A 26194-nucleotide genomic window follows, 5' to 3' on the forward strand; every position below is an offset into this window, starting at 1 on the left:
TCAAAAAACGCAACATATTAAGTTGCGTTTTTCAGTATTCTAAATGTAAATTAAGTTTAGAGCATTATTTCGCGCCCCATTCTTTAAGAGAATCTTCATTCATTTTAATATAATCTGCATTACCAGCTGCTTTAGAGCCTTCTAAAGATTTTTTAGCAATTTCAATCGCACCTTTCTTATCTCCTGCTGCTGCATAAATTAATGATTGCTTACGTAATTGATAAAAGCGAGGATTATCCATCATAGAAATCGCTTTATCCATCCATTCTTTAGCTTGCTTAATATCTTTTCCTTCAGCTAAATTATATACTGCCGCAGCATAATAATCATTTGCAGATGGTCCTGCCATTACTTTTTCTATTGCAGCACTAACCGTTTTATCAGTTGGTACTTTAAATTCTACCCCAACATAAGTCTTCTCCCACATCATTCCAATAACTGCAGAACTACTAGTGATATCATCTACCGAAATTGTAAACGATTGAATATCCATTTCTATAGGATAAACTTCAGCAGTAACTCTTGCCGCAACCTTTGATTCATCAATTTCTTTTGGAGTTCCCCAATTATTAGTGTCAGTATAAAAAATCACTTCCCAAGATTTTGCAGAAGGTGTAACAAAAATGGCATAAGCACCAGCTTTTAACTCTTTACCTCCTATTTCAACAGCATCGCTAAACGTTACCATCGTATTTTTGTTAGCTCCTGTTCTCCATAATTTACCGTAAGGTACAAGGTCTCCAAAAATTGTTCTGCCGTTCATTGCTGGTCTAGAATATTCAATAGCAACATCTGTTAAACCAACTACTTGCTTTAACTTAGCAGCAGGACTAGGTTGTGGTGTCTTAATTTGTGCATTTACAGAAAACATTAAAGTTAACGCAAATGTAAATAGTAATAACTTCTTCATAATTTATAGTGTTAAGTGTGTTTATAATGGGTATAAAATTACGCCTAAAGCCAAGCTGTATTTGTTAATAAAAACTTAAAATACCAATTAGTTTTCTGGAAGAAGATGCTTTTATATCAATATAGATCTTACAATTCAGTATCTTTAAGAACATCACTTTAGCTGTTACAAAATAGCTAAGCAATAAATTCTTGTTAAATTTTGTTTAACTATTACCAAAAATGATTAAACATTATTTATCTTTACACCATTCTTAAACGAATATACTATGGCAAAAAAGAAGGCATTTAAACAATCTGACGTAATCGAATTTTATATGGATTATGTTTTAACACATAACCACAAGCCAAAATCGGTCTATGCATTCGCAAAAGACAATAATTTTGAAGAACAAAAATTCTATGAATTCTTTGGATCTTTTGAAGCACTAGAGCAATCTATATTCCAAATATTTTTTGACCACACTATTGCTAATCTTGAGAAAAGTGAAGATTATCATTCTTTTGATGCCAGAAACAAAATGCTGAGTTTCTATTATACCTTCTTTGAAATTTTAACAGCTAATAGAAGTTATGTAATTCATGCTTTAAATGCTAGCAATAACAAATTAGAGACTTTAAAGGTTTTAAAACATTTAAAAAACAGCTTCACTAATTACGTGGCACACTTAGACATTAAGACTATTGATTTAAAACAAGAAAAGTTAGAAAAAATACAGAATAAAGCTTTAAAAGAATCTGCTTGGATTCAATTGTTAGTCACACTAAGATTTTGGATGGACGACGCATCGTCTTCATTCGAAAAGACTGATATTTTTATAGAAAAATCGTTAAAAACTAGTTTCGATTTAATAGACACAACACCCTTAAAAAGCATTATCGACTTTGGTAAATTTTTATACAAAGAAAAAATGCAAACCAAATAGAGCTTATGAAAACTATAGACAGCATACCAATTACTAAAATTTCTAGAGCCACTAAATTGGTATCTACTGGTGCAAAAGTTGGTGTTAATTACCTAAAATATTATGGCGATAAAATGGTTAATTCTAAAGAAGATGCCAAAGAACGACTTAATCAAAATAACGCCGAAGATATTTACGATAGCTTAAAAACATTAAAAGGAAGTGCTTTAAAAGTAGCGCAAATGTTGAGCATGGAAAAAAGCATTTTGCCTCAGGCTTATGTTGAAAAATTCTCCTTATCTCAATTTTCAGTACCACCATTATCGCCACCCTTAGTTATAAAAACCTTTAAAAAATATTTTGGGAAACATCCCGAAGATTTATTTGATACTTTCAACGCAACTTCAGTTAATGCTGCCAGTATTGGCCAAGTCCATATTGCAGAGAAGAATGGGAAAAAATTTGCTGTGAAAATCCAATATCCTGGAGTTGCGGAAAGTATTGCATCAGACTTAGCCTTGGTTAAACCCATTGCTATTAAGATGTTTAATATTAAAGGGAAAGATTCTGATAAATACTTTAAGGAGGTTGAAAACAAACTCACAGAAGAAACCAATTACATCTTAGAAATTGAGCAAAGTAAGGCCGTTGCAGACGCCTGCAAACATATTCCTAATTTAAAGTTTCCTAAGTATTATTCAGAATTGTCGTCTGAACGCATTATTACAATGGACTACATGAAAGGCGAACACCTGTCTGAATTTGTAGCACATAATACGGATGAAGCTTTAGCGAATCAGCTAGGCCAAGCCCTTTGGGATTTTTACATGTTTCAAATTCATAATCTTAGAAAAGTACATGCAGACCCACATCCTGGCAACTTCTTAATTTCTGAATCAGTCGATTTAATTGCACTCGATTTTGGTTGTATGAAAACAATTCCGGAAGAATTCTACATTCCGTATTTTGAATTAGCCGAAAAGGAATGCATCGAGAATCCTAAATTGTTTACCGAAAAACTTTATGAGTTAGAAATTTTAAGACAAGATGATTCCGAAGAAGAGCTGAAATTCTTTAGTGCTATGTTTCATGAGTTGTTAAGCTTGTTTACCAAACCATTTCATGTTGAAACATTCGATTTTTCGAATCCAGAGTTTTTCAATCAAATTTCAGAAATGGGACAACGTTATTCCAAAAGCACTGAACTTAGAAATATGAATGGTAATAGAGGTTCTAAACACTTTATTTATATTAACAGAACGTTTTTTGGACTGTATAATTTAATGTTCGATTTAAAATCTAAAGACGTTAAAATCAATAACTTCAAAAATTTATAAATGATAGAATTTACCAGTGACGACATCGACAAGATGGAACACCTCTACCGAATTAACCTCATTAACAGTTGTTCTGGTTATAAATCGGCAAACCTCATTGGTACTAAAAGTGAAGACGGGATTAGTAATGTTGCTGTGTTTAGTTCTGTGACGCATTTAGGTTCTAATCCTGCATTGTTAGGTTTCTTTTTAAGACCTACAACTGTCACACGTAACACCTATTCTAACTTAAAAACAACAGGAAAATACACTATAAATCACATTCATTCTGAAATTATAGAAGATGCTCATCACACTTCTGCAAAATACGATTCACACATATCAGAATTTGATGCCACGCATTTAACAGAAGAATATAAAGCTAATTTTTTAGCGCCATTTGTAAAAAATGCACCGCTGCAATTGGCCATGCAATTTGTAGAAGAATATCCTATTGCGGCTAACAATACTATTTTGGTCATTGGTAAAATTGAAAAACTATACATACAAGATACCTTGTTAAGCGACGATGGTTTTGTTAACCTTTCTAAAGGGAATGTGGCAACTATCAATGGTTTGGATGGTTATGCTATTCCAGAATTAAAAACACGCTTAGACTACCAAAGACCGAAAACAGAACTTATAAACTCAAAAAAATAATGCGCATATTAATCACAGGTACAACTGGCTATATTGCCAAAAGACTGGCACTTCAATTGCTTGAAGATGAGCATGAGTTGGTTTGTTGTGTGCGTGATTTAAACCGTATTCCAGATGAAATCGAAGACCATCCTTTATGTTCTTTTATTAAAGTAGACTTCTTAAAACCTGAAGATGCTGAAATTCCTAAAGACATCGATGCTGCTTATTATCTGATTCATTCCATGTCCACAAGTTCAGATGATTTTGAGGATTTAGAACAACAATGTGCTCAAAATTTTAAAGACCTTGTTGAACCTACCGACTGTAAACAAGTGCTTTTTTTAAGTGGCATTGTTAATGATGCTTCCTTATCTAAACATTTAAAATCGAGACTACAGGTAGAGAACACTTTAAAATCTGAAACCTATGCACTCACAACATTTAGAGCAGGCATTATTGTTGGTAGTGGTAGCGCATCATTTGAAATCATAAGAGATATCGTAGAAAAACTACCATTTATGATTACTCCAAAATGGCTCAATACCAAAACACAACCTTTAGCCGTTCGTGATGTGCTCAACTTTTTAGCAGGTGGCTTAGGCAAAACAGAACTCTACAATAATGCTTATGATATTTTTGGTCCAGAAGTCTTGACGTACAAGGAAATGCTACTTCAATTTGCTGAAGTTAGAGACCTCAAACGTTACATTGTAACGCTTCCTGTATTAACACCAAAACTCTCGTCGTATTGGTTGTACTTTGTAACCTCTACATCGTTTAAACTAGCAGCCGCATTAGTCGATAGTATGAAGGTTGAAGTGATTGGAAAACCCAGTAACATCAACGGCATTATAGGTATTGAACCTATGGATTACAAAACAGCTGTGGATTTAGCCTTTCAGAAAATTGAACAAAACGCTGTAATATCGAGTTGGAAAGATGCCGTGAGTAGCGGACGATTTAAAGACCAATTATCTAAGCATATAGAGCTACCAAAATTTGGCTGTTTTAAAGATGTCAAACAACGTAAAGTGACAGACGAAGCATTTACACTGAACAAAATTTGGGCTATTGGTGGCCGCAATGGTTGGTACAGCTTTAATGGTTTGTGGAAAATTAGAGGTTACATGGATAAGCTTTTTGGTGGTGTTGGTTTAAGACGCGGCCGAACAAGCGATACGTATTTAGAGGCTGGCGATGCATTAGATTTTTGGCGCGTTTTATATGCCAACAAAGAAGAAAAACGACTTTTATTGTTTGCAGAAATGCGATTGCCTGGCGAGGCTTGGTTAGAGTTTAAAATTGTAGACGACCAGTTACACCAACGTGCGGTTTTTAGACCTAAAGGGATTTGGGGACGTTTGTATTGGTATGCTGTTTTACCGTTTCATGCTTTTGTTTTTAATGGTATGATTAACGCTTTGGTAAAAAAATGAGAGGTGTAAAAAAGGAAAATCTTCCAACAAAGCTTTGCCTTGTTTGTAATCGCCCTTTTACATGGCGCAAAAAATGGGAACGCGATTGGGAACACGTTAAATATTGTAGTGACAGATGCAAAAAACAGAAAACAATAGCAACTTAATATGGTTTAGAAACGACTTAAGAACCATAGATAATCCCGTTTTAAATGAAGCTCAAAAAGACGGTAATCCAATTATAGCTGTTTATTGCTTCAATCCACATCACTTTGCTATTGACAAATTCGGATTTAAAAAAACAGAGAAATTTAGGGCCAAGTTTTTAATTGAATCTATACAAGATTTAAGAGCGCAACTCAACAACTTAAATATTGATTTATTGGTTTTTCATCGAGAACCAGAAGTGATAATGCCAGAGCTTTGTAAAACTTATAATATCAATTCAATATTTCTTCAAAAGGAATGGACGTCAGAAGAATTAGAATCGGAAAATGCTGTTAAATCAAAATTGAGTTCTATTAACTGGCACTCTGTTTACAATCAGTTTTTATACCATCCCGAAGACCTCAATTTCAAAATTGAACAAACACCTCAAGTCTTTACCAACTTTAGAAAAAAACTTGAGAAATATGTTGCCATTCGCCCAGAATTACAACCTAAAAAATATCCAGAAAACAATCGGATTACCAACAACACTAAAATCCCAACACTTCACGATTTAGGTTTCGACCATTTTGAAACCCATCCGCATTCAGCTTTTCCTTTTAAAGGTGGCGAAACCGAAGCTAATAAACGTCTCGAGGATTATTTTTTCAACACTAAAAAATTAGGATTTTATAAAAAAACGAGAAACGGTTTAGTTGGTGTTGACTACAGTTCTAAATTTTCGCCTTGGCTAGCAAATGGTTGCATCTCAGCCAGAACAATTTATGGGCAAGTGAAAAAATTTGAAAACGAATGCTTCAGAAATCAATCAACCTATTGGCTCATTTTTGAACTCATTTGGCGTGATTATTTTAAATATGTGTCCTTAAAACATGGCAACCAAATCTTTAAGTTAGAAGGCATACTTCAAAAGGAATACGACTGGTCTTCAAACCCAACTCAGATTCAGAACTGGATTAATGGCGAAACCACATCAGAATTTGTAAACGCCAATATGATTGAACTCAAAGAAACCGGTTGGATGAGCAACAGAGGACGCCAAAATGTGGCATCCTATTTTGCCAAAACATTAAAATTAGATTGGCGCATTGGTGCCGCCTATTTTGAGTCTTTACTCATAGATTATGACGTGCACAGCAATTATGGCAATTGGCTGTACGTTGCTGGTGTTGGCAATGACCCAAGAGACAGAACATTTAATGTTGAATTACAAGCCGAACGTTATGACGCAAATAGAACATTTAGAAGTCTATGGTTACAACCCAAATTATTTTAGAGAATGAAAGAAGCCATACTCATATTTCCACATCAATTATTTAAGGATGCACCCATTCTTAAAGTAAATGCTGATATTTATTTAATTGAAGAATTCTTATTCTTTAATCAATACAAATTCCACAAGCAAAAAATTGCCTTTCACAGAGCATCGATGAAAGCTTATGCGAATTATCTCGAAACCCAAGATAAAACCGTAAAATATATTGAAGCCACCACAAAACAATCTGACGTTAGACAACTAATACCAAAGCTTATTAAAGATGGCGTCGAAAAGCTTCACATAATTGACCCAACTGATAATTGGCTTCAAAAACATATAAATTCGGCTGCTAAAGCTATAGATATTGAATGGTATGAAAATCCACTATTCATTAATACGAAAGAGGACTTAAGTTCATTTTTTAAACCAACTAAAAAGAAATTCTTTCAAACGTCGTTTTACAAGCAGCAACGTAAACAACGTGATATTTTAATGGTTAATAGCGAACCAGAAGGTGGCAAACTTACCTACGATTCAGATAACCGTAAGAAATATCCAAAAGACAAAACACCACCACATATTCATTTTACTGATAAAACATATTATCACAAGGAAGCTGAAGAATATGTCAACTCTAATTTTAGCGAGCATTATGGCGAACTCAATGATTTTGTGATTTATCCCATTGATTTTAAATCATCTGAGGATTGGTTAAATCAGTTTTTTGAACAACGATTTCATGAATTTGGACCTTATGAAGATGCCATCGTTAAGGAAGAACACTTTTTAAATCATAGCATCCTCTCGCCTCTTATCAATGTTGGGTTGCTACATCCAATGGACGTTATAGAAAAGGCCATTGATTATGCCAAATCTAATGATGTTCCGCTAAACTCTTTAGAAGGTTTTGTGCGCCAAATATTAGGTTGGCGCGAATTTATAAGAGGCGTTTACGAAGTAAAAGGCACAGAAGAACGAACAAAAAACTTTTGGAATTTTGATAAGAAAATACCAGCCTCATTCTATGATGGCACCACAGGAATTAAACCTATTGATGACGTTATTAAAAAAGTATTAAAAACAGGCTACGCCCATCATATAGAGCGTTTAATGCTACTCGGTAATTTTATGGTGCTCTGCGAATTTCATCCAGACGAGGTTTACCAATGGTTTATGGAACTATTTATAGACGCTTACGATTGGGTTATGGTACCCAATGTGTACGGCATGAGTTTGTTTGCAGATGGTGGTCTAATGTCTACAAAACCGTACATCAGTAGCAGCAATTACATTATGAAAATGAGCAACTATTCTAAAGGCGATTGGCAAGCCACTTGGGACGGTTTATTCTGGACGTTTATGGACAAGCATCGCGATTTCTTCGCAGGCAATCCGAGACTAGGTATGCTTTTGGGCAATTTAGATAGAATGAAAAAAGAGACTTTAGAAAACCATTTTAACAACGCCGAACAATTTCTAAAGCAACTTTAAGATGAAAGCAAAAGAACACATTACTATCGTTTGGTTGAAACGCGATTTAAGACTTCAAGATAATGAAGCCATTTCGAATGCATTAAAATCAGGCAAACGTGTTCTTATTATTTATGTTTTTGAACATTTATTACTGAATGATGCACATTACAGTGATAGACATTTCAACTTTATAAAAGAATCTTTAAGAGATTTAAACAAAAACCTTGCGGCACACCAAACCAAAGTATTAACGGTAACTAGTGATATTACGAGTGCGTTTAATCAACTGCAAGAGTTTTATAAAATTGATACTGTTTTTTCGCATGTGGAAACTGGATTATTAGTGACCTACAACAGAGACAAAGAATTTACACGCTATTGTAGAAATAATTTTATTAACTGGGAAGAATCTAAAAATAATGGTGTTGAACGCGGATTAGTGAATAGAGACCATTGGTTTGAAAATTGGGAAACGTATATGAACAGTGCTTTGGAAGTTTTTCAACCTAGCGACAATCAGTTTTTAAATCATTCAGAAATTGAAAGTTTAGAAAACGTGTTGACCGTTACCGATTTATCCACACCTGAAGACACTAAGTTTCAAAAAGGTGGCACCACCATGGGTTGGAAATATGCCAATTCATTTTTTGAAAACAGACATGAAGACTACATGGTTAATATTTCAAAACCTGAAGCTTCAAGAACAAGTTGCAGTAGAATTTCGCCATACATTGCTTGGGGAAATTTGTCTATTAGACAAGTGTTTCAGAAAGCTAAACAATTTCAATCAGAATCAAAAGATAAGCGTCATATTGGTGCATTTATTTCAAGATTACGATGGCAAGCACATTTCATTCAAAAGTTTGAAATGGAACACACCATGGAAAACGCAAGTGTTAACAAAGGCTATCATAAACTAAAGAAAACATTGTCTGAAAGTTATCAAAACGCATGGAGGGAAGGCCAAACCGGATTTCCGTTAGTAGATGCAAGTATGCGCTGTTTAATTGAGACAGGTTATGTAAATTTTAGAATGCGTGCCATGTTGGCATCTTTTTTTACGCATATCCTCTGGCAACCATGGCAGGCTGCAACGACACATTTATCACAACAATTTTTAGATTTCGAACCTGGCATTCATTTTCCACAATTACAGATGCAAGCAGGCGAAACAGGCATCAATAATCTTAGAATTTACAATCCAACCCTTAATGGTTTAAAGCACGATCCTGATGCGGTTTTCATAAAAAAATGGGTTCCAGAATTGGCGCACTTAGACACACCTTTTATCCATGAGCCTTATTTAATGACTGAGATGGAAAAAGCCTTTTACAACTTTAAGCCAGGCGAAGACTACCCAATGCCTATAGTAGATATCAAGGAAAACCGAAAACGCGCAAGTGAAATTCTTTGGAATATGAAAAACGATGCAGAGGTTATTAGTGAAAGTTATAGAATCTTAAAACGACATACGTTACAAGATAGAAAACGTATGTTGAGAAGTGATTGATTTTTATTCCATTACACAATAAATTCCATAGTCATAATTATCTGTTAATTTTTGTTTAATCTTTTTACATAATTATTAAACATTATGTATATTTGATGATATATGATACTAAATACCACACATCACAATTCTGAACACAAGCAAATAATTGCCGACTTAGTTGGCAGTCCCTTTAGTTTGGTACAGAAATTGAAAATGAATGGTGTAGGTTCTAAGCGTATGATTATTGATGATGTGAGTCCAAATATGCAATCTATAATAAATTTGGTATCTGATATTAATTACGGAAATATTGAATTGAGACCAAAAGGTATTTTAATTAGAATTAACAAAGGCTTAAAGAATTTTACATGGATTATACCTTATTACCATCTCGTTATATATAAAATCAATGGGTCTAGCATACATGCACAAGGAAAATTTGTGCACTTTAGAGCCAATAAAACTTTTAAAGAGAATAAAAAGTTTTTTGACAAATTAATGGATGAAAAAGTAAAGTACGATTTACAACATGCAATGCCTCATGGACTATGAATTTAGAACTAAAAGACATTGACCGAATTATTGAAATGGCATGGGAAGACAGAACACCGTTTGATGCTATTACGTTTCAATTTAATTTAAAAGAACAAGAGGTTATTAATTTGATGAGACGCGAATTAAAACCGAGTAGCTTTAGATTATGGAGAGCGCGTGTGCAAGGCAGAGCTACTAAACACAGTAAAAAAAGAACGTTTGACAAAGGCAGATTTAAATGCTCGAGGCAAAGAACAATATCAAATAACTCTATTTCAAAACGTTAACACGTGCTTTGATTTAAGTTTGGAGTACTTAAAGACAGCACATTAAAAAGATTCTATGAATACAGAAACGACTTCCAAATCAAATGGACAGCTTAATGGTTTTACAAACGAAGCCATAGGCGACGACCATTTATTTACAAGTTTAGACACACCAATGAAAGCCAATGCTTTTGATATGTCTAATGAAGAAAAGAAAAAACGCATATCTATTTTATTTTCAGAAATAATGGATGTTATGGGTTTAGATTTAACCGACGATTCACTTCAGGGCACACCAGACCGTGTAGCAAAAATGTATATTGAAGAGATATTTTCTGGTTTAGACCCTAAAAACAAGCCTAAAATGGCTCTTTTTGAAAATAAATATCAATATAATCAGATGTTAGTAGAAAAAAATATTACCTTCTACTCTAATTGTGAGCATCATTTTGTACCTATTATAGGAAAAGCACATATTGCATACAAATCATCTGGAAAAGTTATTGGACTTTCTAAACTAAACAGAATTGTTCAATACTATGCCAAACGTCCTCAAGTTCAAGAGCGATTAACAAACCAAATTGCTAATGAATTAAAATCAGTTTTAGAAACTGAAGACGTGGCAGTAATCATAGATGCCAAGCATTTATGTGTGTCTTCTAGAGGTGTACAAGACGATACTTCTACAACGATAACAACATTTTATGGAGGCGAATTTAATAACGCTTCAAAAATTTTAGAATTACAAAACTATTTAAACAAGTAAGCTATGAGTACAGTAGAAAAAGCTTTAGAATTTGAAAACAGAAAGTTTTCATTTAAAACAACAAGTGACAGAATTTTAGCAGCAAGAGAGGCTAAAGATTTAATATTAGAAGTCAACGAATTATATAAGAAAGAGAAAGATACCAAATTAATGGACTTAATGAAGCGTCTTACAGTGATTAAGCAAAAGATTGAAAAGCGCTTAAAAGGTAGACCATTAACAGCAACCTCTTAAATTTAACAATGAAAAGATTAATTATTATTGGAGGAAGCAAAGGTATTGGTAATGCAATTATCTCATCTTTGCTTTCTTCTTATGATGAGATTGTAAATATCAGTCGTACATCGCCAGAAGATTCACATCCTAATTTAAAACATTACGATTGTGATATTTTAACTGATGAATTACCAGACTTCGATGAAGCCGACGGGTTAGTGTATTGTCCTGGAAGTATTAATCTTAAACCCATAAACAGACTTAGCGTTGATGATTTTAAAAATGATTTTGACATCAATGTTATTGGAGCTGTAAAGGCAATACAAAAGTATTTACCAGCTTTAAAAAATGGTAATAAACCATCAATTGTACTGTTTAGTACGGTTGCTGCCAAGTTAGGCATGCCTTTTCATGCAAGTGTAGCAGCTTCAAAATCTGCAATTGAAGGCTTAACAAAATCTTTAGGTGCAGAATTAGCACCCAACATACGCGTTAATGCAATTGCACCAACGGTTACCGACACAGAGTTGGCTTCAAAATTATTGCGTAATGAACGGATGATTGACAATATGAATGAACGTCATCCCTTAAAAAAATATCTTCAACCTAAAGAAGTTGCAGATATGGCTGGCTTTTTATTATCAGAAAAAGCGGCTTCTATGTCAGGACAAATATTTGAAATGGACTGTGGCATCGTAAGTTTCAAATTGTAAATACCATTTAATTACTTAATACCAAAACATCATGATAGCAACTGCTACGCAATCCGTGTACGATATAAAGATTAACAGCCTGCAAGGTCAACCTATAGATTTCAAACACTTTAAAGGTAAAAAGATACTCTTTATTAATGTGGCTTCTAAATGTGGTTTTACACCTCAATATAGAGCGTTACAAGAGCTTCAAGATACATATAAAGATAAGTTAGTGGTTATTGGTGTGCCTTGTAATCAGTTTGGAAATCAAGAACCTGGTAATGCAAACGAGATACAAGAGTTTTGTGAAATTAATTATGGTGTTTCATTTTTAATAACCGAAAAAGTTGACGTTAAAGGCAGCTCTCAACATCCATTATACGCTTGGCTTACAAATAAATCTTTAAACGGAAAACAAAACTCTAATGTACGTTGGAATTTTCAAAAATACTTATTAGATGAGCATGGCGGCTTTTTAGACTATTATTTTTCCATTACAAAGCCAATGAGCTCTCGAATCACAAAACACCTTAAATAGAACATTATGTTTGGACTCTTTAAAAAAACTTCAGAATTAGAAAAGCTTCAAAAACAATATAAAAAATTGATGGCAGACTGGCATAAATTGTCTGCTACAAACAGAGGCGAAAGTGATAAAAAATATGCCGAGGCACAAGTAGTAATGGATAAAATTGAACAATTAAAAGCATCGTAAATTGAACAGGATTTATCTTATTATTCTATTTCTAGTCATTAATTTCGGTGGTCTTGCCTTAGGTCGATATTTTATGGGAGACGCTGTAACTGGCGAATGGTACTCTAATTTAAACAAAGCACCTTGGACACCACCTGGTTGGGTTTTTGGAGCAGCATGGACTTTAATAATGATATGTTTTTCTGTATACCTCAGTTATTTATTTTCTGTTCGTAATTCTAATTTTGTTAAAACACTTTTTGTTATTGCCGTAATTCTAAATGTTAGTTGGAATTATGTATTCTTTAATCAACAATTCACAACACTAGGATTTGTTAATATCTTATTACTCACTTTACTCATTTCCTACTTCTTTATAACGTTTGGCGACGATAAATTAAGCCACATTAAATACCTGTTGCTACCCTATATTGTTTGGCTTTGTATTGCTACATCGCTCAATGGCTATATCGTATTTAATAATTAATAGAAAACTATCAACCGATACATCAATAAGATTTCATAAAACCAACAGATGAAAATATACACGTTACACAAAAAGCAAAATTTACCAATCTCAGTAGAAGAGGCTTGGGCATTTTTATCTAGTCCTGCTAATTTAAAAACCATCACACCAGACTATATGAGTTTTGATATTCTCTCTGGTGCAGATAGACCTATGTTTCCAGGGCAAATCATTCAGTATATTGTGACACCTGTTTTAGGCATAAAAACGAAATGGGTTACGGAAATTACACATGTAAAAGATAATGCATATTTTGTGGACGAACAGCGTTTTGGACCCTATGCCCTTTGGCATCATAAGCACTTTATAAAAGAAATTGAAGGAGGCGTAGAAATGGAAGACATTATAGATTATAAAGTACCAATGGGCATCCTTGGGCAACTCGTCCATCCTATTTTAGTGAAGCCAAAATTGGAAGAAATTTTTAATTACAGGACGACAAAGCTGGAAGAATTGTTTGGAAAATATGGTCAGTAAGTTGCAAAGATTCAGAGATTCATAGTTACAGAGCTACAAAGTCTCAGAGTTTCTAAAAGCAGATTAAATAAGCAAGACTTTGTACTTTTCACTTTACAATTTTACTTTACACTTTTTCAACTTTCAACATTTCAACCTTCCACTAACTAAAAAAACACATGACTAAAAAAGTAAACATTTTCTGGTTTCGAAGAGATTTAAGATTAGACGATAATCTTGGTTTTTATGAAGCTTTAAAATCGGAGCATCCTGTACTTCCTATTTTTATATTTGATACAACCATTTTAGAAAAACTACCTAAAGATGATGCTCGTGTTACTTTTATTTTTGAAACACTTCAAGGGTTAAAACAGACCTTACAAGACGAGCATAGCAGTAGCATTGCCATGTATAAAGGAAAGCCTGAAGACATCTACAAACAATTAATTTCTGAATATGATATTGAAACAGTGTTTACAAATCATGATTACGAGCCTTATGCTACAACACGCGATAACTCGATTAAAACACTCTTAGAGAAACATAATATTGAATTCAAAACCTATAAGGACCAGGTAATTTTTGAAAAAAGTGAGGTTGTAAAAAACGACGGAAAACCATACATGGTTTACACTCCATACATGCGTAAGTGGAAAGAAAAATTTAGAACTCTCGATTTAGAAATTTTCTATACCAATTCATATTTAGACAATCTTATTGAGCATAGCAGATTACCTAACTTATCATTGACTGATATTGGTTTTGAAAAATCGAGTCAAGAAATAGCAGCTTATGATGTTACACCAACATTGATTCAAACCTACGAAGCTACACGTAATTTTCCGGCTCAAGATGCCACCTCACGTTTAGGACCACATTTAAGATTCGGAACAGTCAGTATTCGTAAAATGGTTAAAAAGGCAATTGCTGAAGACAATGAAATATTTTGGCAAGAGTTAATTTGGCGCGAATTCTTTATGCAGATACTTTGGCATTTTCCACATACAAAAGATGAAGCCTTTAAACCAAAATACGACAGAATTGAATGGCGTTATAATGAAACTGAATTTAAAGCGTGGTGTGACGGTAAAACCGGTTATCCGTTAGTCGATGCAGGTATGCGACAGCTCAATGCTACAGGTTTTATGCACAATAGAGTACGAATGTTGGTTGGTAGTTTTCTGTGCAAACATTTATTGATGGATTGGCGATTAGGAGAAGCTTATTTTGCCGAGAAACTTCACGATTACGACATGTCTAGTAATGTTGGCAATTGGCAATGGGTTGCAGGTTCTGGTGTAGATGCTTCGCCTTATTTCAGAATTTTTAATCCCACCACTCAAATTCAAAAATTTGATAAGAATTTAGAATACATAAAAGAATGGGTTCCAGATTTTCAAGAATTAACCTATCCAAAACCAATTGTAGAACACAAAATGGCGAGAGAACGCTGTTTAGAAACTTATAAAGCAGCACTGAATTAAAATTTAGTATGTTGCCAAATTCATTTCAATATATTTAATTCAATTTGCCCTTAAATAACGATTATTTAATTTAAAAGTTAAAAACGTCGTTATCAATTACATAATTTAGAAAAACTTTTCACTAACTTTAAAGCACTAATTTAAATTTAGAGAATTATGAATACTTGGGGAGTTGCTAGAAAGTGGAAAGAAATGTGTGAGCAAGGTAAAAATCTTGAATGCATTAATGAACTTTATTCTGAAAACGTAGTAAGTAAAGAAATGCCAGGTATGCCAGGAGAAAATATTACTGGTAAACAAAACGTTTGGAACAAGAATAAAGAATGGTTAGAAAACGTAGAAGAATTTCATTACAGTTCTATTAGCGCACCTCTTGTGGCTGGAAATCATTTTTCGTCTAAAATGCACTTTGATTTAACTTTTAAAGACAGAGGCAGACAGCAAATGGAAGAAATTGCTGTATTTGAAGTTAAAGATGGTAAAATTACATCTGAGCAATTTTTGTATTCAATGGAATAACGTAACTCATCGTTTTAAAGTAAAATGTCCTTTATGCGTTAACCCGTTAGAACGTTCTACCACAAACCAGTAATCGTTTGTAGGCATAAGATTACCATTATAGTTACCATCCCAACCAACGTCATTGCCAGTAAAGTTAATTAATAACTTTCCGTACCTATCGAAAATATATACTTGTAAATCGGGTTCTAACTGCGAACCTGTAATTTGCCAAAATTCATTTTCGCCATCGCCATTTGGTGTAAAGAATTTTTTATAATTTAATAAGGAAATAGTTTCGGTATTAATACCACAGCCATTAATATCTCTTACAAAAACTGTATAAATTCCTGATTCTAGATTTTCAAAATAATTCTCCGACTGATAGGTCACACCATCTAATGAATACTCATAATCGCCAATACCAGATATTTCAATATCGATAAAATTACTATTTGAAGTAAAATCTTCGTTAATGATATTTTCTATATTAGCGACACCAGACATATCTATATTATAAGTTTTTGTGGCCTCACAATAAAAGTCACCATAATCATTTGAAACTGTAACCGAATAATTTCCAACAGTATCAACGACTATACTTCGTGTTGTTTCACCTGAAGACCATAAGTAGCTCGAGTAACCAAAATCTGCGGATAACACAACAGAAGTACCTTCACAAATAGTAATAGATTCATCCAAACCTAACTGAGGAATAGAACCAACAATAAGCTGAAAACTGTCTGTTTCGTAACAAATATCTAATGTATTATGAATCATTCTAACGTAAATGGTCTGTGGATTTACTATGTTCTCATAACTATCTGAAATTGGATTATTACCAGAATCTGCATCAGTTTGATTTAGGTGGTAAGTAATAGTTAAATTTTCTGGATTTTGATTACCTATCAACTGCGTGTATTGTTGTGATAGATCAAAAACGGCTTGGTTATCATTATCTTCATCACAAACGACCAAATCAGATGGACTACCTAGATTAACTACAGGAAGTAAATCCAAGGAATTAACAGTAATTGCTTCTATACTTCCACAAACATCCTCAACCCTTATTTCGTAAATGTCAGGACTTAAATTTGTAAAAACATTATCATTTCCATTGTCAATAAAAATAGGAGAAACAATAGAAAAATTATAAGGAGGTACACCACTTACATCCACTAAAATATCAGAAGGTCCTGATCCACCATCGCAATTAAGATTAAATACATCATTTATTATTAAATCTGAATCGATTTCAAATTCCCCAAAAATATCAAAACAATACTCATCTGTGTTTGGGTTATTAGTTGATTGAAATACTTTTATCAATCTAAATGTTCCTACCACGAAAATATTAAGTAGACTTTCTCCATTTTCTATAGAAATAGAATTCGCTGTATTCGGTAATTCACCTTCACTATACGTTACTCCAGTATTAGGATGTCCCCAACTATCAGATTGCGGATTATACCTCTGAAACCAATAGGTTTGATTTATCACTGAACTATCATTATCTAGAATACTTAAATCAAAAGAACCACAGTTTTGTTGTAAATTATAAATAGATTCATTGTTATCATAATTATACGTTTCTATGGTTTGAGTGAACATGAATTCATTGCCACAACTATCTGTAAATTCAATAGTATAATTTCCTGCGGGTAAATCATCAACATAGAAAAGTCCTTCTGATAAAATTGCAAAACTATAGTCGTAAGGTAACGTCTCTGAGAATTCAGTAGGTGCTGCAATAAACGTAACGGATTCTACTGCGCCATACGCACCAGCAATACTTAAGCTACCTGTATCAGAACTACAACTCACTGAGGTTGACACATTGAGTTCATAGTCTTCGAGTTCTGGAATTTCAAATTCTTCAAGATATGTTGTACCACAATTGTCTATCAATTCTATAGTAAAAGTACCTATTGGCAACACATCAACTATTAACAAACCATTGGGTGTGATAAACTCAGAAATATCAGATGGTATTTCACCTATATATGTTAGTGGAGCAACTGTAAGTGTCGCAGATGCAATCTCTCTATTTGGTATACTTACCGTTAAAGCACCTGTTAACGCATCACAACCTCCATTTGAAGTAGAAATAACAGGCTCTTCTGGCTCTTCAATTAATTCAATTGACGCTATACCTATATTATCACATGCATCAACAACTGTAACCTCGTAAACACCATAAGGCAAACCTAAATCTTCTTGTTCAAACGAAATTACCGATTCTGTATAAACGCCTTCATTATCATTATAATCTGATGGATTAAATTCCATTGGTGCCTCAGTAAATTCAAGAGAATATGGAGGAACCATATTAGAAATCACGATTATTAAATCGTCTCCACAAATATTGGTTACTGTAGATAAATTTATAACAGGATTGGGATTTACAACCTCAGAACTAGCAACAACATCTCCACAGCCATCTTGTACTACCGTATCGACTGTAAAAGTTTGATCGCCAAAATTAGTTACGGTCGTTGATATTTCGAGTTCTGTTTCTGAACCATCATCATAAGTCTGGGAATAACTTGTAGTTTCATTTCCATCAGAAAAATTAATGGTATAGTCAACGGTAATTGGATAAGACAGTTGAGATCCACTGCTAGCCGTAATTGTTTGATTAATTGTGGTCTCATCACAATTATTCAGTGCGTTAGATTGTTCTATAGCCGAAATTGTAAACGTAACGTCACTAATTAAAAGCGTATAAGTCTTCGTTAAGGCATTTCCACAAGTATCATATACACGTATAACATAAGTTCCTTCAGGCAGATTACTAAAACTATTATCAGATTGCAAAGGCACAGTGATAGGTCCTGATATAATCTCATAGGATTCTGCATTACCTGACAGTGTCGTTATAACTAAACTGATTTCGCTACAATCGCCTGTAAAACCTTGTCCGACTTCAAAATCTAGAGCTGTGATAACATCATCAATATCAGCATCTGCACTTTCTGAATTTTGTAAATCATTTAAGGTTTGTACGGCCTCTACTAAATAATTACCGCTATCTAAACTACTAAATGTATTTGAGGATGTTTGCGCTATAGGAGAATTAATATTTGGATATAAATAAAGATTATAAACGATAGTTGCACCTGGCGTAACCTCAGAAACATTCATTGTTATTGAACCATTACTTGCACATGTTTCATCTGTAGAAGTTACGGATAAATTAAAAACATTTAATTGTGCACAAACTAGCTGACTTGTCAAAAAAAGACAAAATATTAGGCTATATCTTGGAGGGAAGACAAGTTTCATTAGATTAAGAATTCACTAGCTTTAATGAGTAAATTACGAATAAATGCAACGCAGTGATTCAATACCTCGATGTAATCAATAATATTACCGACAGAAAACCATTTTAGACGAAAACCTTTACTAAAACCTCATATCATATAAAGCGATTTCATATGGACCTAAAAAATAATATATGATAAATAAAAAAGACCTCAATTACTTGAGGTCTCTTATTATATACTTGAATTGGTAATTATAATTTCTAATTACCTTCTACACGTTCAATCTTAGCACCAATAGCTCTTAAACGTTCGTCAATATTTTCGTAACCACGATCAATCTGTTCAATATTATGAATTATAGATGTTCCTTTTGCAGATAATGCCGCAATTAATAAAGAAACACCAGCTCTAATATCTGGAGATGTCATAGTTGTTGCTTTTAGCGTTGACTTAAAGTCATGACCAATAACGGTTGCTCTATGTGGATCACAAAGAATAATTTTTGCTCCCATGTCAATCAGTTTATCTACGAAAAACAAACGGCTTTCAAACATTTTTTGATGCACTACAGCACTTCCTCTAGCCTGCGTTAATACAGTTAAAATAATACTTAACAAATCTGGAGTAAAACCTGGCCAAGGTGCATCAGCAATAGTTAAAATTGAACCATCTATAAAGTTTTGCACTTCGTAACCATTGGTATGAGCAGGTATATGAATGTCATCACCTTGACGCTCTACTGTTATACCAATTTTTCTAAATACATTAGGTATTTGACCTAAATCATCCCAACTCACATTAGTGATGGTCAATTCACTCTTAGTCATTGCCGCTAATCCAATCCAGCTACCTATCTCAATCATATCTGGTAGCATTCTGTGGTCAGTGCCACCTAAAGCATCAACACCTTCTATAATTAACATGTTAGAACCTACACCAGAGATTTTCGCTCCCATTCGGTTTAACATTTTACACAATTGCTGTAAATAAGGTTCGCATGCAGCATTGTAAATTGTAGTTACACCTTCTGCTAAAACAGCTGCCATTACAATATTTGCGGTACCAGTAACTGAAGCTTCATCTAAAAGCATGTATGTGCCTTTCAGTTTTTTAGCTTCAACACCATAAAACAAATCTTCTTTATTATATCGAAATTCTGCACCAAGATTTATGAAACCTTCAAAGTGTGTATCTAAACGACGACGACCAATTTTATCACCACCTGGTTTAGGAATATAACCTTTGCCAAAACGCGCTAACAAAGGACCTACAATCATTATAGAACCTCTTAATCCTTTTCCGTCTTCTTTAAATTCTGCAGACTCTAAATACTTTAGATTAACTTCATCTGCCTTGAAAGTATAAGAACCTTTACCTAATTTATTAATTTTTACACCTAATTTTTTCAATAGCGCAATAAGTTTATTGACGTCTATAATATCTGGTATGTTATCAATCTTAATTTCTTCCGGAGTTAAAAGCACTGCACATAGTATTTGTAATGCTTCGTTTTTTGCTCCTTGTGGTTGAATTTTCCCTTTTAGTTTGTGACCACCTTCAATTTTAAATGTACTCATACAATTTAGTAACGTTTTCTGTTATTAGAATATTTCTTCTTGTTAGAATTGTTATTCTTTTTGTTTGAATTGTTTTTACCTCCATATTTAGACTTTGTACGCATTAAACTCGTAGAATCTGTAAGGCTTTCTTCACTACCTTTAAGGTTTAATGCACCACCTGAAAGTTCATATAAATGATTGTAGATCACATCATCTTCAACTGTATCTTTATTCCAATTAAGGAAGCACTTTTTCATGTGATTAGCAATCGTATAGGTTAAAGCTTCCTTTAACTCACCATCTTCCCAACTCACAGCAACATCTATCATCGTTTTTATGTTATTTCCGTAAAAACGATATTTAGGATGATTTTGAGGGTACTTTAAAGGTTCTGGTCTTGCTTGTATTTCTTCTTTTGATGGCTCGCCATAAGGTGCGTCAACGTCAATTTCAAAATCAGCCATAATAAAAAGCTGATCCCATAACTTATGCTTAAAATCTGGCACATCTCTTAAATGCGGCTGCAAATTTCCCATTACAGAAATGATAGCATTTGCTAATTTATTACGCTCTTCTTTTGTTTCGCGAGATTTTGCGTGATTAATCATCTTTTGCAGATGACGTCCATATTCTGGAATTATTAAATGCTCGCGCTCTGTGTTATATTCTAAATCGTCAATCAAAATTGTAAAATGTGTGTAGTAAATATTTTATTAACCTGAAGTCTCTAGGTTTTGTTGCAAAGTACAAAAAAATACGAAGCTTAAAAGGTATTTTATAGAGAAATTACATCGTCTACATTTTCTGCGACTTCCTTGTATTTATCTACCACTGCTTCAGGATCTTTCATCCTAACATTTATTGATACACTTGTGTATTTTCCGTTTTTAGATTCGGTTGTAGTAATTACGGCTCCTAAATTATTAAAAAGCGATTCAATTTCACTTACTCCAGAACCATCGGTAAGCACAATAAACTTATATAAATACTCTGTTGGCCACTGCGCAGTATCATATAGTTGTGATTTTAATTTTTCGTAAAATTCGTCTGTTTTTTTAGAACTATCCATTGTCATTTTTTTCTAATGCAAAGATACGTTTTAAACTTAAAAACTAAAGATTAAATAAATTCACAGCACAATTTTAAGCTAAAAACTAAGTTAAAAATTGACAGAATTGAGTTCTAAATTTAGTTTTGAATTCAAAAAATAAAAAGGATTTTAATATTCTGTTTTTTATCCCTTATTTTTAACCCTAATTATAAGTGTAAATTTTAAACAATTTGAACCCAAAAAAAATAGTCATTGCAGGTGGTCCTGGAACCGGAAAAACTACGATTATCAATGAATTAAAAAACCGTGATTTTATTTGCTATGATGAAATCTCAAGACAAATTACGCTTCAAGCAAGAGCAGAAGGTATTGAACAAATGTTTTTAACGGAACCTTTACTTTTTAGTCAGAAACTTTTAGATGGTAGAATAAATCAATTTAAAGAGGCAACAAATGAATCGGAATCTGTTGTTTTTTTAGACAGAGGTATACCTGATGTTTTAGCCTATATGGATTTTATTGGTGATACATATCCTAAGCATTTTGTAGATGCTTGCGAAAAACACATTTATGATTATATCTTTGTTTTAGCACCATGGCAAGAGATCTTTACGAGTGATAATGAGCGCTATGAAAACTTTGAAGAAGCTATTAAAATTCATGACCATTTAATTGATACTTACAAGCGTTTTAGTTACAAATTAATTGATGTTCCGTTCGGAAATGTAGAATCCAGAGCTAACTTTATTCTAGAGTCCTTAAATTTGGAATAATAACTATGGAATCTACTGATATTAAACATATAGAAAAACAACTTGGAATAGAGCTTCCAGAGTTCTACTTCAAAACAATGTTAGATTATCCTTTTTCTGAAGATTCTTTTGGAGCAGAATTCTCATTATCTAATGACCCTAAATATATCATAGATATAAATGGTGTGTTTACACAAGAAGACGAAAGTTTTTCAATTGGTTCAGATGGAGGAGAATTTTACTATTTTATCAAACTTAATGGTAATGAAAAGGTATACATATTTGACTTAGAAGGTTCTAAAGACCATATGAGTGTTGTCTCTGAATCCTGGTCGGAATATCTAACACAAATTGAAAATTTACATGACGAATTTAGACAAGAGAAGCTAAATGATCTAGAAAGAAAAAAGAACAAAAAATGGTGGCAATTCTGAATCTAAAAACCCATAACATAAACACTTTAAATTTGCAGAAATGCATCCTATAGAAGTTTTAGAGCGGTATTGGCAACATACGTCTTTTAGACCGTTACAAGAAGAGATTATTTCTTCGGTTTTAAACCATGAAGACACCTTTGCTTTGTTACCAACTGGTGGCGGAAAATCGATATGTTTTCAAATACCTGCTTTAATACAAGATGGCATTTGTATTGTTGTTTCGCCGTTAATTGCACTGATGAAAGACCAGGTTACTACCTTAAAAGAAAAAGGTATTAAGGCTATTGCACTGACTTCTGGCATGTCTTACAAAGATTTAGACACGCAATTAGATAATTGTATTTATGGTAATTACAAATTTTTATATTTATCGCCAGAACGCTTACAACAAACTTTAGTGCAAGATCGCATTCAGCAAATGAAAGTGAATTTAATTGCTGTAGATGAAGCGCATTGTATTAGTCAATGGGGAAATGATTTTAGACCTGCTTATAAAAACATTTCCATTTTAAGACAATTGCATCCTCATGTTAATTGTATTGCATTAACTGCAACTGCAAAGCATAATGTTGTTAATGACATCGTAGAAAATTTAGATTTTATAAGCCCTAAAATATTTAAAGCTTCTTTTGCGAGACCAAATATTGCCTACAACGTTATACATACCGACGACAAATTATTTCAATTAGAACATATCTTAAAAACCAATTCTGGTTCATCAATTATATATGTAAGAAATAGACGTGCAACAACTGATATTCATAATTATTTAACTTCTAAAGGGTTCTCCTCTACGTTTTACCATGGCGGAATTACAAACAAAGAAAAGCAAGAACGTTTATATCAATGGACTAATGGTCAATTAGACATTATGGTCGCAACTACAGCTTTTGGAATGGGAATTGATAAGGCTAATGTAAAAACCGTTATTCATTTTAATTTACCAGAAAGTCTAGAAAGTTATTACCAAGAAGCTGGCAGAGCAGGACGTGATGGCGCCTTAGCTCATGCCGTTATTTTAAAACAACACATAGATGAAGACCATCTTCGTAGTCAGTTTTTAAGTACGTTGCCTTCCGTAGCATTTGTAAAAACGGTGTATAATAAACTGTGTAATTATTTTCAGATTTCTTATGGAGAAGGGGAAAATACGTTGCATCAATTAGATTTTAAATCTTTTTGTAATCAATATAAACTTAGTGCAAGCATTACTTATAATGCTTTACTATTGTTAGATCGAAATGCTATAATTACGCTAACACAACACTTTAATTTTAGAACAAAAATTCAGTTTATAACGACTAATGCCGTTTTGTTTCAATATTTAGAAACACACATGGATTTAAATATACTGGTAAAAGTGTTATTAAGAACTTATGGTGGAATTTTTGATTATGACACCAAGGTAAACTTAAGTTTAGTCATTAAAAAAGCTAACTTATCTGAAAAGAAAGTCATCGCGCAGTTGCAACGTTTAGAAAAAGATGATGTTATTAGTTTACAAATGGCAAATACAGATTCTGAAATTACGTTTTTGAAACCGCGAGAAGATGATATTACCATTAATCCTATTGCTAAAACTATAGAACAGCAGCATACGCTGAAACATAAACAGATTGAATCTGTTTTAAATTATATAAAAAACGATACCGTTTGCAGAAGTCAGCAACTCCTACTCTATTTTGGAGAAAAGTCTGAAGTAACTTGTGGTATTTGCTCGGTTTGTATTGCTAAATCTTCAAAATTAAAATCATCATCACATGAAGGCATATCGCTTCAAATTATAAAATTATTAAAAGTTGAAGCTTTATCTTCGCGACAATTAATACAGAAACTAAATTGTTCTGAGAACGTCTTATTGTTCTGTATTTCAGAATTAATTGAAACAAATAAAATAAAATTAACTCCAACGAACACTTACACTATTTTATGACTAAAAAACGTGACTTACGTATTGTTTTTATGGGCACACCAGATTTTGCCGTGGCCAGTTTAAAAGCACTTATTGACCATAACTATAACGTTGTTGGCGTAATTACTGCACCAGACAGACCTGCAGGTCGTGGGCAAAAGCTAAGAGCGTCAGCTGTAAAGGAATTTGCGTTAGCACAAAACCTAAATATTTTACAACCTACAAATTTAAAATCTGAATCCTTTATTGAAGAATTGGCAGCGCTTAATGCCAATTTACAAATTATTGTAGCCTTTAGAATGCTACCAAAAGTAGTTTGGCAAATGCCAGAGTTTGGTACTTTTAATTTACACGCTTCTTTATTACCACAGTATAGAGGTGCTGCACCAATCCATTGGGCTATTATTAATGGCGAGACTAAAACTGGTGTAACCACATTCTTTATAGATGAAAAAATTGATACAGGTGCTATTATAAAATGTGAAGACGCCTTAATAGGACCTAAAACAACCGTTGGCGAATTGCATGATGATTTAATGAAAATAGGTAGTGATTTGGTTATAAAAACAGTAGATCAAATTGAAAATGATGCTGTATCAACAACCATTCAACCACAAACCGAAGATTTAAAAACAGCCTATAAACTAAACCGTGACAACTGTAAAATAGATTGGTCACTTTCATTAGACACTATTTATAATAAGATTAGAGGTTTAAACCCTTTTCCAACAGCTTGGTGTTATTTGGATAATGCGGAAGACAAACCATTATCTGTAAAAATTTATGCTGTAGAAAAAATTGAAGAACATCATAATTTTGAGGTCGGTAAAATAATAACAACAAAAGATGAGTTAAAGGTATCATGTAAAGATGGTTACATAAATATTCTTGAAATTCAATTACCAGGAAAACGCAAAATGGAGGTAAAATCTTTATTAAATGGGTTCAGTTTTTCAGCATCAGCAAAAATGCTGTAAACCCTTGTAAACATTGGATTTGTGAAAAAATCGTTAAAATGCATCGTCTTTATTAACAAATGTTCAAAGTTATTAACAAAAATCCGTTTTTCCCTTGCTATTCCTTGCGTAGCTTAATATTCCTAATAATTTTGTGTACGGATTTTAACAACACTAATTTTAAAATCGAATTATTTAACAAATTTAAATTTATAATTTTATGAACAAAACAGATTTAATCAACGGAATGGCAGAGAATGCTGGTATTACTAAAGCAGCAGCAAAGAAAGCATTAGACTCTTTATTAGTTGATATCGAAGGTTCTTTACAAAAAGGGAACAGAGTATCTTTAGTAGGATTTGGTTCTTGGTCAGTTTCTAAAAGAGCTGCAAGAGATGGAAGAAACCCACAAACAGGTAAAACTATCAAAATTAAAGCTAAAAACGTAGTGAAATTTAAGGCAGGTTCTGACTTAAGTAGCGCTGTAAACTAAGACATATTTAGTTTAAAATACAGAGCCTGCTCAATGAGCAGGCTTTTTTTTTGTA

The 26194-nt window shown here is 33.1% G+C and carries 29 protein-coding genes; 24 read left to right on the plus strand and 5 right to left on the minus strand.

Annotated features, from left to right (window positions below):
• Positions 1 to 64: 64 nt before the first annotated feature.
• Positions 65 to 910, minus strand: a complete 846-nt coding sequence (locus ACJBCC_RS06890) for a DUF2911 domain-containing protein (protein WP_407556753.1) — start codon at positions 908 to 910, stop codon at positions 65 to 67.
• Positions 911 to 1178: 268 nt separating this feature from the next.
• Between ACJBCC_RS06890 and ACJBCC_RS06895 the strand changes: the two genes are divergently transcribed.
• From ACJBCC_RS06895 to ACJBCC_RS06985, 19 genes are all read left to right on the plus strand, one after another.
• Positions 1179 to 1835 (plus strand): TetR family transcriptional regulator C-terminal domain-containing protein, encoded by a 657-nt coding sequence (locus tag ACJBCC_RS06895; protein WP_299100953.1) that lies wholly within the window; start codon positions 1179 to 1181, stop codon positions 1833 to 1835.
• Between the two features lie 5 nt (positions 1836 to 1840).
• The gene (locus ACJBCC_RS06900) at positions 1841 to 3151 is read left to right on the plus strand and encodes an AarF/ABC1/UbiB kinase family protein (RefSeq protein ID WP_299100952.1); all 1311 of its coding nucleotides are present in this window, start codon (positions 1841 to 1843) and stop codon (positions 3149 to 3151) included.
• Positions 3152 to 3790, plus strand: a complete 639-nt coding sequence (locus ACJBCC_RS06905; RefSeq protein WP_299100950.1) for a flavin reductase family protein — start codon at positions 3152 to 3154, stop codon at positions 3788 to 3790. It begins immediately after the preceding gene.
• Entirely contained in the window at positions 3790 to 5208 is a 1419-nt protein-coding gene (locus tag ACJBCC_RS06910; RefSeq protein WP_299100949.1) for an SDR family oxidoreductase, read from the plus strand. Before ACJBCC_RS06905 ends, ACJBCC_RS06910 begins: the two co-directional genes overlap by 1 nt.
• Entirely contained in the window at positions 5205 to 5354 is a 150-nt protein-coding gene (locus tag ACJBCC_RS06915; RefSeq protein WP_299100948.1) for a DUF2256 domain-containing protein, read from the plus strand. Before ACJBCC_RS06910 ends, ACJBCC_RS06915 begins: the two co-directional genes overlap by 4 nt.
• Entirely contained in the window at positions 5324 to 6631 is a 1308-nt protein-coding gene (locus ACJBCC_RS06920) for a DASH family cryptochrome (RefSeq protein ID WP_407556754.1), read from the plus strand. Before ACJBCC_RS06915 ends, ACJBCC_RS06920 begins: the two co-directional genes overlap by 31 nt.
• A 3-nt stretch (positions 6632 to 6634) precedes the next feature.
• Positions 6635 to 8104, plus strand: coding sequence for a cryptochrome/photolyase family protein (locus ACJBCC_RS06925; protein WP_407556755.1), 1470 nt, complete (start codon positions 6635 to 6637; stop codon positions 8102 to 8104).
• Between the two features lies 1 nt (position 8105).
• A complete protein-coding gene (locus ACJBCC_RS06930; protein WP_407556756.1) occupies positions 8106 to 9596 on the plus strand; it encodes a deoxyribodipyrimidine photo-lyase/cryptochrome family protein in 1491 nt (496 codons plus the stop codon).
• A gap of 102 nt (positions 9597 to 9698) precedes the next feature.
• On the plus strand, positions 9699 to 10130 hold the full coding sequence (locus tag ACJBCC_RS06935; RefSeq protein ID WP_299100943.1) for a hypothetical protein: 432 nt from the start codon (positions 9699 to 9701) through the stop codon (positions 10128 to 10130).
• Entirely contained in the window at positions 10127 to 10399 is a 273-nt protein-coding gene (locus ACJBCC_RS06940; RefSeq protein ID WP_299100942.1) for a TIGR03643 family protein, read from the plus strand. The genes ACJBCC_RS06935 and ACJBCC_RS06940 overlap by 4 nt, the downstream gene beginning before the upstream one ends.
• A gap of 55 nt (positions 10400 to 10454) precedes the next feature.
• The gene (folE, locus tag ACJBCC_RS06945; protein ID WP_407556757.1) at positions 10455 to 11144 is read left to right on the plus strand and encodes a GTP cyclohydrolase I FolE; all 690 of its coding nucleotides are present in this window, start codon (positions 10455 to 10457) and stop codon (positions 11142 to 11144) included.
• A 3-nt stretch (positions 11145 to 11147) separates the two neighbouring features.
• A complete protein-coding gene (locus ACJBCC_RS06950; protein ID WP_173301769.1) occupies positions 11148 to 11378 on the plus strand; it encodes a hypothetical protein in 231 nt (76 codons plus the stop codon).
• A gap of 8 nt (positions 11379 to 11386) precedes the next feature.
• Positions 11387 to 12073 carry an SDR family NAD(P)-dependent oxidoreductase gene (locus ACJBCC_RS06955; RefSeq protein ID WP_299100941.1) on the plus strand — a complete coding sequence of 229 codons (687 nt, stop codon included), beginning with the start codon at positions 11387 to 11389 and terminating at the stop codon, positions 12071 to 12073.
• 31 nt (positions 12074 to 12104) lie between these two features.
• Complete coding sequence (locus ACJBCC_RS06960) at positions 12105 to 12593, plus strand: glutathione peroxidase (protein ID WP_407556758.1); 489 nt, start codon at positions 12105 to 12107, stop codon at positions 12591 to 12593.
• A gap of 6 nt (positions 12594 to 12599) precedes the next feature.
• The gene (locus tag ACJBCC_RS06965) at positions 12600 to 12770 is read left to right on the plus strand and encodes a Lacal_2735 family protein (RefSeq protein WP_407556759.1); all 171 of its coding nucleotides are present in this window, start codon (positions 12600 to 12602) and stop codon (positions 12768 to 12770) included.
• 1 nt (position 12771) lies between these two features.
• Positions 12772 to 13236 carry a TspO/MBR family protein gene (locus ACJBCC_RS06970; protein ID WP_407556760.1) on the plus strand — a complete coding sequence of 155 codons (465 nt, stop codon included), beginning with the start codon at positions 12772 to 12774 and terminating at the stop codon, positions 13234 to 13236.
• Between the two features lie 48 nt (positions 13237 to 13284).
• A complete protein-coding gene (locus ACJBCC_RS06975) occupies positions 13285 to 13752 on the plus strand; it encodes an SRPBCC family protein (RefSeq protein WP_407556761.1) in 468 nt (155 codons plus the stop codon).
• 158 nt (positions 13753 to 13910) lie between these two features.
• Complete coding sequence (locus ACJBCC_RS06980) at positions 13911 to 15215, plus strand: cryptochrome/photolyase family protein (RefSeq protein ID WP_407556762.1); 1305 nt, start codon at positions 13911 to 13913, stop codon at positions 15213 to 15215.
• Positions 15216 to 15371: 156 nt separating this feature from the next.
• The gene (locus tag ACJBCC_RS06985) at positions 15372 to 15734 is read left to right on the plus strand and encodes a SnoaL-like domain-containing protein (RefSeq protein ID WP_407556763.1); all 363 of its coding nucleotides are present in this window, start codon (positions 15372 to 15374) and stop codon (positions 15732 to 15734) included.
• A gap of 6 nt (positions 15735 to 15740) precedes the next feature.
• Here the strand turns inward: ACJBCC_RS06985 and ACJBCC_RS06990 are convergent, their stop codons facing one another.
• The 4 genes from ACJBCC_RS06990 to ACJBCC_RS07005 form a co-directional block, all read right to left on the minus strand.
• On the minus strand, positions 15741 to 18950 hold the full coding sequence (locus tag ACJBCC_RS06990; protein ID WP_299100927.1) for a T9SS type B sorting domain-containing protein: 3210 nt from the start codon (positions 18948 to 18950) through the stop codon (positions 15741 to 15743).
• 289 nt (positions 18951 to 19239) lie between these two features.
• On the minus strand, positions 19240 to 20556 hold the full coding sequence (gene murA, locus ACJBCC_RS06995; protein WP_299100925.1) for a UDP-N-acetylglucosamine 1-carboxyvinyltransferase: 1317 nt from the start codon (positions 20554 to 20556) through the stop codon (positions 19240 to 19242).
• A gap of 5 nt (positions 20557 to 20561) precedes the next feature.
• Positions 20562 to 21221, minus strand: a complete 660-nt coding sequence (locus ACJBCC_RS07000; protein ID WP_299100923.1) for a DUF4290 domain-containing protein — start codon at positions 21219 to 21221, stop codon at positions 20562 to 20564.
• Between the two features lie 92 nt (positions 21222 to 21313).
• A complete protein-coding gene (locus ACJBCC_RS07005; RefSeq protein ID WP_407556765.1) occupies positions 21314 to 21607 on the minus strand; it encodes a DUF493 family protein in 294 nt (97 codons plus the stop codon).
• A 212-nt stretch (positions 21608 to 21819) separates the two neighbouring features.
• Between ACJBCC_RS07005 and ACJBCC_RS07010 the strand changes: the two genes are divergently transcribed.
• From ACJBCC_RS07010 to ACJBCC_RS07030, 5 genes are all read left to right on the plus strand, one after another.
• Positions 21820 to 22362, plus strand: a complete 543-nt coding sequence (locus ACJBCC_RS07010) for an AAA family ATPase (protein WP_407556766.1) — start codon at positions 21820 to 21822, stop codon at positions 22360 to 22362.
• 5 nt (positions 22363 to 22367) lie between these two features.
• Positions 22368 to 22775, plus strand: coding sequence for an SMI1/KNR4 family protein (locus ACJBCC_RS07015; protein ID WP_407556767.1), 408 nt, complete (start codon positions 22368 to 22370; stop codon positions 22773 to 22775).
• Between the two features lie 40 nt (positions 22776 to 22815).
• Positions 22816 to 24711 carry an ATP-dependent DNA helicase RecQ gene (locus ACJBCC_RS07020; protein ID WP_407556768.1) on the plus strand — a complete coding sequence of 632 codons (1896 nt, stop codon included), beginning with the start codon at positions 22816 to 22818 and terminating at the stop codon, positions 24709 to 24711.
• Positions 24708 to 25667, plus strand: coding sequence for a methionyl-tRNA formyltransferase (gene fmt / locus ACJBCC_RS07025; RefSeq protein WP_407556769.1), 960 nt, complete (start codon positions 24708 to 24710; stop codon positions 25665 to 25667). The genes ACJBCC_RS07020 and fmt overlap by 4 nt, the downstream gene beginning before the upstream one ends.
• Positions 25668 to 25866: 199 nt before the next feature.
• The gene (locus tag ACJBCC_RS07030) at positions 25867 to 26139 is read left to right on the plus strand and encodes an HU family DNA-binding protein (RefSeq protein ID WP_020894395.1); all 273 of its coding nucleotides are present in this window, start codon (positions 25867 to 25869) and stop codon (positions 26137 to 26139) included.
• Positions 26140 to 26194 lie beyond the last annotated feature (55 nt).

Source organism: Winogradskyella sp. 4-2091, from assembly GCF_045765065.1.
In the GTDB taxonomy this organism is placed as follows: domain Bacteria; phylum Bacteroidota; class Bacteroidia; order Flavobacteriales; family Flavobacteriaceae; genus Winogradskyella.

Bases quoted from the DNA above. Each gene is read 5' to 3' on its own strand.
- ACJBCC_RS06955 (WP_299100941.1), top strand. From the start codon at position 11,387: ATGAAAAGATTAATTATTATTGGAGGAAGCAAAGGTATTGGTAATGCA.
- folE (WP_407556757.1), top strand. From the start codon at position 10,455: ATGAATACAGAAACGACTTCCAAATCAAATGGACAGCTTAATGGTTTT.
- ACJBCC_RS06975 (WP_407556761.1), top strand. From the start codon at position 13,285: ATGAAAATATACACGTTACACAAAAAGCAAAATTTACCAATCTCAGTA.
- ACJBCC_RS06935 (WP_299100943.1), top strand. From the start codon at position 9,699: ATGATACTAAATACCACACATCACAATTCTGAACACAAGCAAATAATT.
- ACJBCC_RS06925 (WP_407556755.1), top strand. From the start codon at position 6,635: ATGAAAGAAGCCATACTCATATTTCCACATCAATTATTTAAGGATGCA.
- ACJBCC_RS06920 (WP_407556754.1), top strand. From the start codon at position 5,324: ATGCAAAAAACAGAAAACAATAGCAACTTAATATGGTTTAGAAACGAC.
- ACJBCC_RS07015 (WP_407556767.1), top strand. From the start codon at position 22,368: ATGGAATCTACTGATATTAAACATATAGAAAAACAACTTGGAATAGAG.
- ACJBCC_RS06950 (WP_173301769.1), top strand. From the start codon at position 11,148: ATGAGTACAGTAGAAAAAGCTTTAGAATTTGAAAACAGAAAGTTTTCA.
- ACJBCC_RS06915 (WP_299100948.1), top strand. From the start codon at position 5,205: ATGAGAGGTGTAAAAAAGGAAAATCTTCCAACAAAGCTTTGCCTTGTT.
- ACJBCC_RS07030 (WP_020894395.1), top strand. From the start codon at position 25,867: ATGAACAAAACAGATTTAATCAACGGAATGGCAGAGAATGCTGGTATT.
- ACJBCC_RS06930 (WP_407556756.1), top strand. From the start codon at position 8,106: ATGAAAGCAAAAGAACACATTACTATCGTTTGGTTGAAACGCGATTTA.
- ACJBCC_RS07005 (WP_407556765.1), bottom strand. From the start codon at position 21,607: ATGGATAGTTCTAAAAAAACAGACGAATTTTACGAAAAATTAAAATCA.
- ACJBCC_RS06980 (WP_407556762.1), top strand. From the start codon at position 13,911: ATGACTAAAAAAGTAAACATTTTCTGGTTTCGAAGAGATTTAAGATTA.
- ACJBCC_RS06905 (WP_299100950.1), top strand. From the start codon at position 3,152: ATGATAGAATTTACCAGTGACGACATCGACAAGATGGAACACCTCTAC.
- ACJBCC_RS06890 (WP_407556753.1), bottom strand. From the start codon at position 910: ATGAAGAAGTTATTACTATTTACATTTGCGTTAACTTTAATGTTTTCT.
- ACJBCC_RS06960 (WP_407556758.1), top strand. From the start codon at position 12,105: ATGATAGCAACTGCTACGCAATCCGTGTACGATATAAAGATTAACAGC.
- murA (WP_299100925.1), bottom strand. From the start codon at position 20,556: ATGAGTACATTTAAAATTGAAGGTGGTCACAAACTAAAAGGGAAAATT.
- ACJBCC_RS06895 (WP_299100953.1), top strand. From the start codon at position 1,179: ATGGCAAAAAAGAAGGCATTTAAACAATCTGACGTAATCGAATTTTAT.
- ACJBCC_RS06900 (WP_299100952.1), top strand. From the start codon at position 1,841: ATGAAAACTATAGACAGCATACCAATTACTAAAATTTCTAGAGCCACT.
- ACJBCC_RS06985 (WP_407556763.1), top strand. From the start codon at position 15,372: ATGAATACTTGGGGAGTTGCTAGAAAGTGGAAAGAAATGTGTGAGCAA.
- ACJBCC_RS06940 (WP_299100942.1), top strand. From the start codon at position 10,127: ATGAATTTAGAACTAAAAGACATTGACCGAATTATTGAAATGGCATGG.
- ACJBCC_RS07020 (WP_407556768.1), top strand. From the start codon at position 22,816: ATGCATCCTATAGAAGTTTTAGAGCGGTATTGGCAACATACGTCTTTT.
- fmt (WP_407556769.1), top strand. From the start codon at position 24,708: ATGACTAAAAAACGTGACTTACGTATTGTTTTTATGGGCACACCAGAT.
- ACJBCC_RS06910 (WP_299100949.1), top strand. From the start codon at position 3,790: ATGCGCATATTAATCACAGGTACAACTGGCTATATTGCCAAAAGACTG.
- ACJBCC_RS06965 (WP_407556759.1), top strand. From the start codon at position 12,600: ATGTTTGGACTCTTTAAAAAAACTTCAGAATTAGAAAAGCTTCAAAAA.